The sequence below is a fragment of the Virgibacillus dokdonensis genome, assembly GCF_900166595.1.
Classification (GTDB): domain Bacteria; phylum Bacillota; class Bacilli; order Bacillales; family Amphibacillaceae; genus Virgibacillus; species Virgibacillus dokdonensis.
The window spans coordinates 321,303-334,428 of sequence record NZ_LT745763.1 but is presented as its reverse complement, the minus strand read 5'-3'; the positions used below and the strand labels follow the sequence as shown (position 1 = coordinate 334,428).

The following is a 13,126-nucleotide window of genomic DNA, read 5'->3' as shown; positions in this document are numbered from 1 at the left end:
CGTTACTCCCTCTCTAAAAATTTAAAAATACTTTTCCTAAAAGGTAAAATTAACTAAAAGCTTTTCGTAATTGGACTGTAGATATAGGTAAATATTACATGCAAAATTGGCGTTGGAACTAAGCTAAATGTCCGTTACAATGGACACTTAAAAGAAAAAATGGCGCACTTCTATGTGATAGAATAAACATAAAGAAGGGAGGGTAGATCATTTAAGATGCATTTCAATGAGAGAGAACAAAGTATTATTGATATATTACTGCAATATAAGTTCTATGTTCCTGCATCAAAAATTGCTAAGCAATTAGACGTTTCTAAAAAGACCGTTTATCGAACGATAAATAAACTAAATGAAAATCCTGCTTCTAAACCATTAATTGAATCCAAGCTTGGCGAAGGGTTTAGACTTAACTATGAGGAATATATAAGGAAAAAATCAGCTAAGGAAAGTTTTCTGAAGAATTATACTCCTGTAGAGCGAAGGAGTCAAATTCTCATAGATTTACTGTTCAAAGCACCAAATCCAATTAGAACAACAGATTTTTATGATAAATATTTCGTCAGTGAAACCGTTATATATACGGATATAACAATACTCAATAAGAGGTTAAAAAAACACAACTTAAACATTGACAGAAATGGAAAATATATTTCTATAATCGGAAATGAAGTAGATATTAGGAAAGTATTAATTAACACGATTAATATTTTTAATTTAGATAATCTATTATCTAAAGAAGAGCTTAATCATAATGACACGGAATTTATTATTGATAATATGAATAGATTGGAAAGTCAACTAAATATCACCATTCCTTATCCATATAATATCAATATCTTTTCTCATCTATACATATTAATCAATAGATTTAGAAGTGGGAAAGTAGATGTGAGCAAAGTAGTTGATAAACTTAAACAGCCATACACCAATTTGATTCAAGAAAACAAGGACATTTTTCAGCAAGCCAAAAATATTATTAATCACTTTTCCAATTACTTAAATAAAAACTTACCAGATACGGAAGTGTGGTACCTGTTCCAATATTTATTATCATCACGATTAGTAAACAATAGCAAAAAAGAAGTTGAACAGGTTAAACACGGCCTAGAGAAAGAAATAACCGAATTTTATATAAAAGAAAGCGGTAAAGCGTTATGCAAGAACTTTAATAAAGAAATGGTATGGGAAGAATTAATCAATCACATAAGGCCAATGATTAATCGCATAAACAATAATATTCATATAAAGAACAACTTATTAGAAGAAATTAAGGTAGAGTACGAAGAACTATTTCATATCATTACAATGATATCACAAAATGCAGAACAAACATTTAATTTGGGGAAAATTACCGAACATGAGAACGGCTATTTGACGATATACTTTGCAAAATATCTGGAGCAAATGTTTGATACAAAGAGGATAATAATTATTTGCACTAGCGGCATCGGCACTTCTGAATTACTCAAAGTAAAGGTCAAAAAAGCATTTCCAAATATAGAAATAGTGGATGTTCTTTCAACTACAGATTTTATGAATCAATTTCATAAATATAATGCTATTGATTTCGTTCTTACCACCGTAATTTTGGAATCGTTCACAAAAGAAGTGCCTATATTATTAGTAAGCCCTGTTTTTGGTGATAGAGATAAAGAGATAGTAAATACGTTCATAAAAAAAGAAAGGCAAACGTGATTTACATGCTTACATTAAACAAGGATTTAATCATTTTTTGTGAAAACATGAACAATAAGGAACGTATAATAACAAAAATAACTTCATTATTGTATAGAAAGAATTATATCAATAATAAAAAAGACTTTGTTAAAAAAGTTATTGAAAGAGAAAAGGCAGGTTCAACATATATAGGAAATAATGTAGCAATCCCACACGGGGAATCAAAAAGTGTGAAGACAAATTGCTTGGTTATCTTAAAAAGTAGACTACCAATCAATTGGGATGGATACGTCGTACATGTTATAGCATTATTTTCCATCCATCCAAACATAAATCAAATAGAAAAAGAAAATTATAAAAGATATATACAAGCAATTGGAGATGAAAACTTCGTAAACAAGTTAAAAAATACTAACGATAAGGAGAAGATCGTTATGCTATTTGAGAACGATTAACTTTAGGAAAGAAGGATTTTTAATGATGTTTTTTAATAAAGAGATAATTAAGTTTAATTTTGAAGGACATTCCAAAGAACAAGTTCTAAGCCATTTGTCAGAAAAATTTATTGAAAACGATCTCGTTACGCAAGACTTTTATGAATCCATTATCTCTAGAGAATTAAGCTTTCCAACAGGTTTATGGATAAATGATACGGGGATTGCAATACCTCATACTGATTCTGAAAAAGTAAAACAAGCACAAATCGGATTTATGTCTTTAAAACAACCTGTAACATTCAAAGAAATGGCAAACAAAGATAATGAAATAGAAGTATCACTCATTTTTATGCTAGCGTTAAAACAATCTGATCAGCAATTGTCTATGCTACAAAAGCTTGTTAACCTTTTCCAAAATGAAAGTTTGGTAAAACAATTAAAAGAATGCACATCACTTATTGAATTTAAAAGCATAATGAAAAACGCCGGCTTGAATAAGGCAATTTAAAAAAGGAGGATTTCCCATGCAAGTCTTTCAAGAGGTCATGCAGTGGTTTGTTGATTTAGGAGCCAGTGTCATGCTCCCAATTATTTTCTTCGTTTTTGGCTTGATTTTAGGAATAAAGCCAGGGAAGGCTTTTAAATCTGCTTTAACCATTGGAATTGGCTTTATAGGATTGAACTTAGTAATTGGTCTTTTAACCAATAATTTAGGTCCAGCTGCTGAAGCAATGGTTGATAATTACAATCTATCTTTGCAAACAATTGATGTAGGATGGCCCGCAGCATCGGCAATTGCATACGGCACCCTTTTGGGTAGTATGGCAATCATTGTAGGGATCTTAGTAAATGTTATTTTACTTGTATTTGGATTAACAAGAACATTAAATGTAGATATTTGGAACTTTTGGCACATCGCATTTTCCGGATCCATCGTGTATGCAGCAACAGCAAGCTTTGCTTTAGGTGTTTTTACGATGATTACACATTCCATGCTTCTCTACTTCTTGGCAGATAAAAGCGCAAAGTATGTTGAAGAATACTATCAGCTACCAAATATGTCATTCCCACATGGGGCTTCTACACCAGGTTTTCTTTTAGCTCTACCATTAAACTGGGTTTTTGATCGAATACCTGGTTTAAATAAGATAAATATTAGCGCTGAATCCGTACAGAAAAGATTTGGAGTTTTCGGAGATACAACAGTTTTAGGATTTATCATTGGAGTAATTATCGGATTATTAGCTAGTTATGATATGAATAACACTTTAAACCTAGGTGTTGCAACAGGTGCTGTGATGTTGTTAATGCCAAGAATGGTTTCCTTATTAATGGAAGGGCTTACCCCTATCTCTGAAGCCGCAAGTAGTTGGGTTCAGAAAAGGTTTCCTGGTAAAGAATTATTTATCGGAATGGATAGTGCATTAGCTGTGGGACAATCATCTGTTTTATCTGCTTCTCTATTACTAGTGCCAATCGCACTTCTACTAGCAGTTATTTTACCAGGAAATACGGTACTACCTTTAGGAGATTTAGCTACCGTTCCTTTTATGATTTGTTTAATGGCTGCTGTATTTCGAGGAGACATACTTCGTACCGTAATAGGAGGAGCAATATACATCGCCACAGCACTATATGTTGCATCTTGGGCAACTCCTTTAATAACCAAGTCTGCAATAGCATCCAATTTCGACTTAGGAGGAAATTCCTCTATTAGCGTATTAAGTGATGGTGGTGCATGGACAACTTTTTTATTTGGTGGTCTAGCAGAAAACTTAGCTTGGTTAGGAATAGGCTTCGTTTTTATTATTGTATTATGCGCATTGATTTACCAAGGTAAGATGCAAGCCAGAAAGAAATAAAAAATATCAGCTATTGCAAACGTGTAGTTATGTAATTAGAAAAAATATCTTAAACTACTGGGGGAATTGAAATGAAAAAGAAACTACTAATTATATGTGGAACTGGTGTCGCTACATCAACTGTTGTTACAGGGAAAATAAAAGAATGGCTTCAGGATAACCAATTAGATAATCAAGTAACTTTATTCCAAAGTAAAATCTCAGACGAAGTAAATAACCTAGATAATTATGATGTAGTAATAAGCACAACCATTGTCCCTGATAATCTAAAAGAGAAGGTAATTAATGGAGTACCTTTATTGACTGGTGTAAGGAAAGAGGAAGTGTTTCTTCAATTAAAAGAAAAACTAACCAAATAACCTGTTTACATCAATTATTGAAAAGTAGAAAGGAATTGTTTACATGTTTACCTCCCATATTAAAAAACCCGTTTTTATTGTAAATCCTAAATCCTATCTTTACGGAAGTGATTTGTTAAAACTGGCAAAAATTACAGATAGATTAGCAGAAAAATATGCTATCGACGTTTTATTTACAGGTCAATTAATAGATTTGCAAAAGGTAATCGAAGAAACCAAACATGTAATCGTTACCGCTCAACACATGGACCATTTAGTTCCAGGAAGAGGCATGGGGCATGTTCTACCTGATGCTTTAAAAGATAAGGGAGTAAAAGCGGTTGTCTTAAATCATGCAGAGAATCCACTCACGCTATCCGAATTGGATAAAACGATTCGAAGAGCTAACGAATTAGGCATGATAACAATTGCTTGTGCTGACACAGTAAAACAATGTAAAGCAGTTGCAGAATTAGAACCTCATATGATTATTTGTGAACCAACGGAATTAATTGGAAGTGGGGCAACGAGTGAATCATCTTATCGAAAAGAAACTACAACTGCAATTAAAGAGATCAATTCAGAGATATTGGTTTTACAGGCAGCAGGTGTAAGTACGGGAGAAGACGTAAGACAGGTTCTGCAAGAAGGAGCAGACGGCACTGGTGGAACAAGCGGCATTATTAATGCACCCAACTGGGAAACTAAATTAGAAGAAATGATAAGTTGCTTAATTTGAAACGGAGGAACAAAAAATGATTATTTATAACCAAACGTTAACCATTACTTCAGCAGGAAATCGGGTATCCTATCATGATATTACGGAAAAAATCAGAGAAATTGTTGAACAAAGTACAGTGAAAGATGGTTTATGTGTAGTGGCTTCACCACATACAACTTGTTCTGTTTTCTTTGAAGAATATTCGCATGATAAAAACTACGCAGGTGATGAATACCTTCAAGTTGATTTAAATAATGTTTTAGAAAAAGTGGTACCTAGATGCCTATCTGAGGGACAGTATTACCACCCTGGACCTGAACATACAAAATTCGGAGTAGAACTCCCAAAAGAAAAAATGCGTACAGAAGGAACAGATTTAGTACCAGATAAAAGATCCCTATTAAATACGGAGGCACATATTAAAGGAACTTTCATCGGCTCCAGTGAGACCTTTATCATCGAAAACAAGGAACTGCAAATTGGTAAAGTAGGTTACATTTATTTTGTAGACTGGGACCAAAATCGAGTGAGAAATAGGCAATGTAAGGTTCAAATTATTGGTCAATGAAATTGCTACACAATTGAACCGGATTTGAGCAACCTGCCTAGTAATAAAGCTGTATTCATTCACCCCATATTAAAGGAGATTAGATTTCATGTTAGTTACGTTAAAAGAAGTCATGGAGGTAGCAGAAAAAAGAAACTGTGGTATTGCCGCAATAAACACACCAACATTTGAAAGTTTAGTTGCTGCAATAAGCGCAGCAGAGAAAAATACTACTCCTATTATCATACAGCATGCCCAAAGCCATGAGTACATTAATCAGATAGAAACAATTGGACCTGCTATGATCACACTGGCCAAACATGCAAGCATACCAATTTGTGCGCATATTGATCATGGTGAATCTATAAATTATTTAGAAAAAGGCTTGCAGCTCGGCTTTACATCCATCATGTATGATGGCTCAAGATTACCTTATGAAGAAAACGTACAAAAAACGAGAAAGGCAGTAAGGTTAGCAAATGAATTTGGAGCAAGTGTAGAAGGTGAATTAGGAATTATGATAGGCAATGAAATTGGCGAACACACACAAGAAGTTAACGAAGAAGATAATTATACAGACCCACAGTTAGCATATAAATTTGTGAAAGAAACAAACATAGACGCACTTGCAGCTTCATTTGGCACAGTTCATGGATTCTATAGACATAAACCAAATTTAGATTATAAAAGAATCAAAGAAATTGCAACATTAACTAACTTACCGTTAGTAATGCATGGTGGATCTGGTCTAAGTTCAAAAGAATATAAACTATCTATTAAAAATGGCGTAAAAAAGATTAATTATTATACTTATGGAGCTAAAGTAGGCGCGGATGCAACTAAAAATTGTATCAATAATAATGATGCCGTTTTATTTTCCGAGATATCACGCTATGCTCAAGATGCTATGGAAAAAGACTTTCAACAAATAATAGATGTTTTTAAAAGTATAACAGAATGAGATTAAGATAAGAAATATTTGCAACTTACAGTTTTTATAGGTTGCAAATATTTCTTTGGTAACACCATTCTTGTAGATAAAGAGAACCTTCAATTAGTGGCTATACATAGTACGAAATATATGTTCACACACACGCAAAATGTATGTATATGAAAAGCATCACACAATCTATGCTTTAAATGGCAGCACTCTAATAGAACGATGTTATCTGTTCCCCTCTTCCCAAAGCTTCATTGGATCCTTTTGCCCTTCACGTAGTGGCATTTGAGTGGTAGGTAATGATCGTTCTGTCTTCGATTTTCGCAAGTCTTCATATATTCTTTTTGACGTTGTTAAACCTATTTCAGCCGCATCTTCAACTGATGCACCGTAATACACCTGGTCAATGGATGCAAAATACATTGCTGTTAAACACATGGGACAAGGCTCACCACTTGCATACATGGTGTAACCGGACAAGTCATTCGTTTGTAATTTTTGCTGCACTTGTCGAATCGCTACGAGTTCCGCATGAGCACTAATATCATAGGTGTGGTGAAGCTCATTTACCCCCTCAGCAACCACTTCCCCATCTTTGACCAATACCGCACCAAACGGCTGTCCACCATGCTTCACATTTGACACTGCTAACTCTACCGCACGTTCCATAAACACATCCATTTCCTGCACCTCCATTGTCATCATGAAATGTTTTTACAAGCTATCTTCTTAATAATGTAAAAAGATAGTTAAACAGATACAGCGCCATCATCCAAGCTTTATACCTATGTTACTTCATGCAAGATCCATAGATAGACGCACCATATCAACACACGAAATGCCATTTTCAGAAATAGGTTCAGAGTAATGACGTACAAAAAAATCTTTGTCTACACCAGTTATTCGAAAGCCACATTTTTGATACATGGCTAACTGATCTATACTAGAATTGCCTGTACCAATTTCCAATGTTTTATATCGCTTTGCTTTCGCTTTTTGAATAGCATCCCCAACAAGCTTCTTTCCATATCCTTTTCCCTGCTCAGATTCCGCTACAGATATGTTCACCAACTCAACGGTACTTGGTCTAGTTGGAAGTAAAACATATACACCGATTCTTTTTTCATGAACTTCTGCAATATAGCAATCCCCCCTGAGAAGATATGCTTTTACCAAGTCTAATTGCGGATCTGCTTCTAATAATAAATCTAATGGTGGTGCTTCATTCACTCGTAATGGTCTAACCTTCATCTTCCTATTCTCCTTTAACTTTTTTTGGAATTACTCATCTTTGAACTCACTATAACACAAGTGAAAGTAGAAAAACATTTCATTTTCTGACAATTGATTTCATGGTAAACTTTTAGCAGGGTTAAATAGAAAACAAGATCCTTTTCAATTTCCCTTATACTTCCCTACCACATACGTTCTATGACATACAGAGCGCCATCAACATGAGATAAACTTGATGTATTAGGAGGTCGGTTGAACGTCATGCCATTACGGTTTTTTTTAGTAATACTATCGGTTATCTTGCTTGCCATGGCTGGATGCGAGAACAATCATGCATCAAATGTAGATAACAAACAAATGAATAGTAAGGAGGAGAGCGCTTTGAATCAAGAACTAATTCAAGCTGCGGAACGAGGGGAAAAAGCAAAAGTAAAGAAATTGCTTGATGAAGGCGCAAGTATAAATGCAACCGACGATCAAGGAACAACAGCTGTACTTGCTGCCACATATAGCAATGAAGTAGAAACAGTCAGATTGCTCATTGAGAAAGGTGCAGACATAAACAAGCAGGACAATCGGTTGGATAATGTACTACTTGTCTAAAATTGGTATTCCGGCAGCTGATTTTTACTGACTTTCGGCTTGAAATTAGCCTGGGCAGAAATCTGCAGCAATATTCCAAAGGAGGTCATCGTAACGATTGTGGAAGAGCCCCCATAGCTAATTAAAGGAAGAGGGATACCTGTAATTGGAAGCAGCCCGGATACTGCACCTAAATTGAAAATGACCTGAAGCATGATTTGAAAGGTTATTCCCATAGCTAGTAATTTAGGAAACATATTATCGCAAGCTTTAGCAATTGCTACTCCTCTAAACATAATAAAAATATAGGCACCAATAACAAAGAGAAGACCCATTAAACCGAGCTCCTCTACTACAATTGCCATTATAAAGTCTGTATGCGCTTCAGGGAGAAACCCGAGCTTTTGAATACTTCTCCCTAATCCATTCCCTGTGATTCCGCCTGTACCAATGGCAATATAACTATTGACTAATTGATAACCATCCCCGACAGGATCTCTAAAGGGGTCGATGAATGAAGTCAGCCTCTCCAAACGATAAGGAGAGGAAAGGGCAAAGTAAATAACGCTAAGTATTCCAACACTTACAAGCATCAATAGATGTCTCCATGCCACCCCAGACGAGAGCACAATAATGCCACAAGCAAACAATATTAATGCAGCAGATCCCAGATCAGGCTGCCGTAAGATGAGTAAAAAAACAATCGCCAAAACGAGTAAGGGTGGAAGAACTCCACGATTAAATTGATTAATAATATCTTGTTTCTTCGAGTAAAAGAATGCGAAATAAATCAGCATCAATAATTTGATTAATTCCGTTGGCTGAAACAATAAAGGGCCTAATTGGATCCATCGCTGCGAGTTGTTCCTTTCCACACCAATACCCGGAAGTAATACCAAAACTAATAAAATAATCGTTGTTAAAACAAAGAACGGACTGAATTTACTATACAGCTGATACGGAATAAAGATAGTAATCAATAAAAGGATGATACTTAAAAGCAACCATTGAAGCTGTTTTATAAAAAAATGATTGGTTGTATCATAATTTAAGTAAGATAACGTACTACTGCTGCTATAAATCATCATTAAACCAAAGCCAGCAAGCAAAAGAATGATAACCAATAATGGAAAATCAACATTTTTTAATTTCTTTTGTATCAGGAGCAAGATATCCATAGAAATACCATCCTTTCAGGTAACAACATGTGCAGGTTGAAAAAGAGCACGAAATCAGAATTAGTCAGCTAAAAGAGCCTAGACTTGAAATAATAATCGCTTCTCCCGCCTTGTGCATCAGGCAAATATTGAGCAAAAATAGTATGTATATGCACAGGGGGACTATGAGCCTTTTCTAAGTAACTTTATTGTCGCTAAACATAAATTGCTTAGAATGCTTTTGCACACTGAATACTAGTCCTAAAGCAACGAAATTAGTTAGAAGTGCACTGCCACCATAGCTAATAAACGGCAACGCCAATCCAGTAATCGGCATTAAACCAATCGTCATTCCAATATTTTGAAAGACTTGTAAGCTAATCAAGCCAACAGTTCCTACACAAATATAAACACCGAATAGATTAGTAGTTTGTAAGGCAATTTGGATAATTCGATAGATTAACAAAAAGTAAATTAATAATAATAAGACTGTTCCTATAAAACCAAACTCTTCACCGATTACCGCAAAAATAAAGTCTGTATGCGCTTCTGGAATTTTACCACTTTGTACTTGCACTCCTTGAGTAAACCCTCTTCCGGACATTTGTCCTGAGCCTATTCCTATCGTTGCTTGCTGCAATTGATAACCATAATCTGAAGCATATTGTTCAGGATCAAGCCAACCATATATTCGTGATAATTGATGTGGCTTTAGAACTTTTGTGAATAACTCGTGCTGAAAATAAAATAAATAAGCTAAACACCCTAGCGCCGTTGTAATACCAGAAATGATAAAGACGAGCATTTTTGAAGAGATACTAGAATTAAAAATTAAAGTAATCGTTATCCCTAGAATAACGAGGGCCGAACCCAAGTCTGGCTGAACTAATATAAGTAGAAATGGAATAAGAGAATAAAAAGTGACTTTTAAAACAATAGGAATACTACTCTTGAAAGTTAATGGAGACTTCCCCGCTCTTCTTAAAATAAATGCCAGGTAAATAATGAGGAATATTTTCATAAACTCAGAGGGTTGAATTTCGATTACTACAAGGTCGATCCAACGCTTGGAACCATTTTTTTCTGTTCCCCCAAAATGGACAAGTAGAAGAAGTACAACTCCCGTAATATATATAGGCAGTGCCCATTTTTCCAATAATTTAAAATCAAACCTTGTTACAAGAAGCATTAATCCGACTCCAATAAGGTAACATATAAATTGCCTCGTAACGAAATAAAAGGGAGTCCCTTGAGCGTATTGGCCAGAACCACTAAATACTGCAAGCAGACTGTAAATAAACAAACAAAAGACTAAAAAGAGAATGAAGTAATCAATCTTATATGTATTTGATTCCATAATCTCATCCTTCATCATATTAGAACTTTTTGCTGTCCATATACTGTAAAACTGCCTGCACAATAACTGCATCATCCAAAAAGCCAATTGGAAGCAGGTAATCTGGTAATAAATCAGTTGTTATAATAAAATAAATTAGAGCTGCTCCCATTAAAGCAATCTCACGGACTGTACCTTTTTTAGCAGAAAAACGAAAAAACATGGTTCGTAATTGTGATATGCAGGGTCCCTTGCTGTCTGTTTTTTCAATTTTATTCTCAAATTCCTGCAAAATCTTATTTCTACCATCCGTTGTCTGACTGTAATCCTGATATTTGGCAATTTCTTGTTTCACTTTCTCAAATGTAAAATCCTCATCATAGTTGTTGGTTGTTTTTATTAATTTTTGTATTAAATCCACTGAATTTTGAATATCTGAGTCTTCCTTCTGTTTAGGTTCAGTTATATAACCTGCAGCATGCATAAATGTTGTTAATTCGATATCAAGACTTACAGAAAGCTTTTGTAAATGGATTAAGTTTGCCTCCCGCTTTCCATTTATAATTTTTGAAAGGGTAGCATGATCAATCCCTGAGATTTTACCTAACTTTCTTAAAGATAAAGATCTCTCATCTATTAAACGATTTAAGAAGTTGCGAAATGTCTCATGATCCTTCATTGTATTTATAACCTGCCTTGTTTAGAGTGAATTTATATAGTAATATACATAGTTGGTGACAAAATGTCAACAACTGGAGCGGAAAGTAGGATTACAAATTGAAGGTTAAAAAAGATTTTTCATGGTTATTTATTTTCGTTGGTATTATTTTTATGATTCTTTTTGGGATTGTTAGTTTAGGAGTCTTTCAAGAAAGCACGTCAATAGAAAATATTGATTTGGCAATAATTGAAGTGATCCAAACTAATGTCACCGATACAAAAACAGCCTTCCTCTCAATATTATCGGAGATTGGCAACATAAGACTGAGTATCGCATTAACAATAGCATTTGTTATTTTTCTTTTTATTAAGAGATGGTATTTGGCTGGCTTTTGGCTTGGTGGAACTGTTCTTTGCTTTGCGGCAATTGGCACAAAGCTGATTAAAAAGGTAATGGGCCGAGCACGACCGAACATTCTTCCATTGATTGAAAAAACAACAGAGAGCTTCCCAAGCGGCCATGCAACGTCGGCGACCATTTTTTATGGAATTCTTGGACTGGTGCTCATTCTTCTTACAAATAAATACTGGAAAAAAACGGCAGTCGGGTTGGCTGTACTCGTATTAATTGGTTTTATTTTAATGACGAGAATTTATCTTGGTGTACATTTTCCAACCGATGTAATTGGAGGCTTCTTATATGGGATGGCAACTGTCTTTATTTCCGTAGGTATTTATAAGCGCGTTCTGGAGCCGCTGCAACAAGTACTGCTTCGGTTTAACATTCAGGATCGAAGCATAAGTAGGACAGAGGGGGGAAGTTCCTGTTTTTCCCAATCAGGCGGTGAGGGAAAGGAAGTTTGAGTTTATTTAGAAAGATGGAAGTATAGAGTCAATTCCTTTATTACTGAAGAATTGGAATTGGCATTCCAGTGAATCAGCCGCTTTCGTTTACAGTAGTGAATTATTTACTGATTATTGACAATTTCCTTTTACTTAATTACCTAAAAGCTAATATCTAGACAATTGATTGATATATACTGTAATAAAATTGGGATTAACGCCAAGCCAACACTTGAACATACCACCTTAGAGTCACTAACACAAATGGTTCGTGAGCGATGATAATTTCCTTTAGTATAACAAACCACTATAGATTTAGACAGTATATTCTGAAAAGATAGAATAATTTTACCTAAATGATTTATACCTTTAAAATCATTGCAGAAAAAATATAAACGGTATGAATGAATCAAAATAAGACAAAAATCATGACTCTTTATCAAATTTTAATTCCGCCCCACTACGTAAAAACACTACGCTTTCCGCAGGCTAGTGCTCAGCCTCCTCAAAAAAAGCAGTTCACTTTTTTCCTACGTGGTGTGCTTTCTCGCCGGAGTATCCGTGTTTTTCCTCCGCTAGCTAACTCTAACTATAAAATTTTGACTCGTTGTCGTATCTTCCAGAAAAGGATTGATACACAGCTTAAATTTCGAAGTTATCTGATTTAACCAAGTATTTTATTCCTTAATTTATAAGCGTTCGTTAGTTAGTTAGCAAATTATTCCTATGAATAATTCCAGATTAAATTACTTCCAATTTGCTTCTTCCAAGTGGTATTCAATAAAAACTAAGG

Annotated in this window: 15 protein-coding genes; 10 read left to right on the top strand and 5 right to left on the bottom strand. The window is 34.7% G+C overall.

Annotation, left to right across the window (positions count from 1 at the left end):
- Positions 1-216: 216 nt before the first annotated feature.
- The 8 genes from B2C77_RS03295 (at position 217) to B2C77_RS03260 (ending at position 6,543) form a co-directional block, all read left to right on the top strand.
- Entirely contained in the window at positions 217-1,695 is a 1,479-nt protein-coding gene (locus B2C77_RS03295; RefSeq protein WP_077702398.1) for a BglG family transcription antiterminator, read from the top strand.
- A 5-nt stretch (positions 1,696-1,700) separates the two neighbouring features.
- Positions 1,701-2,132 carry a PTS sugar transporter subunit IIA gene (locus B2C77_RS03290; RefSeq protein ID WP_141130671.1) on the top strand — a complete coding sequence of 144 codons (432 nt, stop codon included), beginning with the start codon at positions 1,701-1,703 and terminating at the stop codon, positions 2,130-2,132.
- Between the two features lie 22 nt (positions 2,133-2,154).
- Complete coding sequence (locus B2C77_RS03285) at positions 2,155-2,622, top strand: PTS sugar transporter subunit IIA (protein WP_077702396.1); 468 nt, start codon at positions 2,155-2,157, stop codon at positions 2,620-2,622.
- Positions 2,623-2,638: 16 nt separating this feature from the next.
- Positions 2,639-3,976, top strand: coding sequence for a PTS galactitol transporter subunit IIC (locus B2C77_RS03280; protein ID WP_206193306.1), 1,338 nt, complete (start codon positions 2,639-2,641; stop codon positions 3,974-3,976).
- A gap of 71 nt (positions 3,977-4,047) precedes the next feature.
- Positions 4,048-4,335 (top strand): PTS sugar transporter subunit IIB, encoded by a 288-nt coding sequence (locus B2C77_RS03275; protein WP_077702395.1) that lies wholly within the window; start codon positions 4,048-4,050, stop codon positions 4,333-4,335.
- 43 nt (positions 4,336-4,378) lie between these two features.
- Positions 4,379-5,053 carry a triose-phosphate isomerase gene (locus B2C77_RS03270; RefSeq protein WP_077702394.1) on the top strand — a complete coding sequence of 225 codons (675 nt, stop codon included), beginning with the start codon at positions 4,379-4,381 and terminating at the stop codon, positions 5,051-5,053.
- 16 nt (positions 5,054-5,069) lie between these two features.
- Entirely contained in the window at positions 5,070-5,603 is a 534-nt protein-coding gene (locus B2C77_RS03265; RefSeq protein ID WP_077702393.1) for a YjbQ family protein, read from the top strand.
- 88 nt (positions 5,604-5,691) lie between these two features.
- Positions 5,692-6,543: a class II fructose-bisphosphate aldolase gene (locus B2C77_RS03260; protein ID WP_077702392.1), complete on the top strand. Its 852-nt coding sequence runs from the start codon at positions 5,692-5,694 to the stop codon at positions 6,541-6,543.
- A 204-nt stretch (positions 6,544-6,747) separates the two neighbouring features.
- On the opposite strand, the gene B2C77_RS03255 is transcribed toward B2C77_RS03260, so the two are convergent.
- Together B2C77_RS03255 and B2C77_RS03250 are read right to left on the bottom strand one after the other, a co-directional pair.
- Complete coding sequence (locus B2C77_RS03255; protein WP_331804776.1) at positions 6,748-7,227, bottom strand: nucleoside deaminase; 480 nt, start codon at positions 7,225-7,227, stop codon at positions 6,748-6,750.
- 90 nt (positions 7,228-7,317) lie between these two features.
- Positions 7,318-7,773, bottom strand: a complete 456-nt coding sequence (locus B2C77_RS03250) for a GNAT family N-acetyltransferase (protein ID WP_077702390.1) — start codon at positions 7,771-7,773, stop codon at positions 7,318-7,320.
- 243 nt (positions 7,774-8,016) lie between these two features.
- Here B2C77_RS03250 and B2C77_RS21940 point away from each other — a divergent pair, with 243 nt between their 5' ends.
- Entirely contained in the window at positions 8,017-8,358 is a 342-nt protein-coding gene (locus B2C77_RS21940) for an ankyrin repeat domain-containing protein (RefSeq protein WP_237342828.1), read from the top strand.
- On the opposite strand, the gene ftsW is transcribed toward B2C77_RS21940, so the two are convergent.
- The 3 genes from ftsW to B2C77_RS03230 form a co-directional block, all read right to left on the bottom strand.
- Positions 8,355-9,515: a putative lipid II flippase FtsW gene (ftsW, locus tag B2C77_RS03240; protein WP_077702389.1), complete on the bottom strand. Its 1,161-nt coding sequence runs from the start codon at positions 9,513-9,515 to the stop codon at positions 8,355-8,357. The genes B2C77_RS21940 and ftsW overlap by 4 nt on opposite strands.
- Positions 9,516-9,690: 175 nt before the next feature.
- Complete coding sequence (rodA, locus tag B2C77_RS03235; protein ID WP_077702388.1) at positions 9,691-10,851, bottom strand: rod shape-determining protein RodA; 1,161 nt, start codon at positions 10,849-10,851, stop codon at positions 9,691-9,693.
- A gap of 19 nt (positions 10,852-10,870) precedes the next feature.
- Positions 10,871-11,509, bottom strand: a complete 639-nt coding sequence (locus B2C77_RS03230) for a DUF1232 domain-containing protein (protein WP_077702387.1) — start codon at positions 11,507-11,509, stop codon at positions 10,871-10,873.
- Positions 11,510-11,607: 98 nt separating this feature from the next.
- On the opposite strand from B2C77_RS03230, the gene B2C77_RS03225 reads away from it, so the two are divergent.
- Positions 11,608-12,354, top strand: coding sequence for a phosphatase PAP2 family protein (locus B2C77_RS03225; protein WP_077702386.1), 747 nt, complete (start codon positions 11,608-11,610; stop codon positions 12,352-12,354).
- Positions 12,355-13,126: the final 772 nt, after the last annotated feature.

Coding starts and splice junctions, on each gene's coding strand:
- B2C77_RS03250 (WP_077702390.1), bottom strand. CDS start 7,773: ATGAAGGTTAGACCATTACGAGTGAATGAAGCACCACCATTAGATTTA.
- B2C77_RS03265 (WP_077702393.1), top strand. CDS start 5,070: ATGATTATTTATAACCAAACGTTAACCATTACTTCAGCAGGAAATCGG.
- B2C77_RS03280 (WP_206193306.1), top strand. CDS start 2,639: ATGCAAGTCTTTCAAGAGGTCATGCAGTGGTTTGTTGATTTAGGAGCC.
- B2C77_RS03285 (WP_077702396.1), top strand. CDS start 2,155: ATGATGTTTTTTAATAAAGAGATAATTAAGTTTAATTTTGAAGGACAT.
- B2C77_RS03230 (WP_077702387.1), bottom strand. CDS start 11,509: ATGAAGGATCATGAGACATTTCGCAACTTCTTAAATCGTTTAATAGAT.
- B2C77_RS03255 (WP_331804776.1), bottom strand. CDS start 7,227: ATGATGACAATGGAGGTGCAGGAAATGGATGTGTTTATGGAACGTGCG.
- B2C77_RS03275 (WP_077702395.1), top strand. CDS start 4,048: ATGAAAAAGAAACTACTAATTATATGTGGAACTGGTGTCGCTACATCA.
- ftsW (WP_077702389.1), bottom strand. CDS start 9,515: ATGGATATCTTGCTCCTGATACAAAAGAAATTAAAAAATGTTGATTTT.
- B2C77_RS03260 (WP_077702392.1), top strand. CDS start 5,692: ATGTTAGTTACGTTAAAAGAAGTCATGGAGGTAGCAGAAAAAAGAAAC.
- B2C77_RS03295 (WP_077702398.1), top strand. CDS start 217: ATGCATTTCAATGAGAGAGAACAAAGTATTATTGATATATTACTGCAA.
- B2C77_RS03270 (WP_077702394.1), top strand. CDS start 4,379: ATGTTTACCTCCCATATTAAAAAACCCGTTTTTATTGTAAATCCTAAA.
- B2C77_RS03290 (WP_141130671.1), top strand. CDS start 1,701: ATGCTTACATTAAACAAGGATTTAATCATTTTTTGTGAAAACATGAAC.
- rodA (WP_077702388.1), bottom strand. CDS start 10,851: ATGGAATCAAATACATATAAGATTGATTACTTCATTCTCTTTTTAGTC.
- B2C77_RS21940 (WP_237342828.1), top strand. CDS start 8,017: ATGCCATTACGGTTTTTTTTAGTAATACTATCGGTTATCTTGCTTGCC.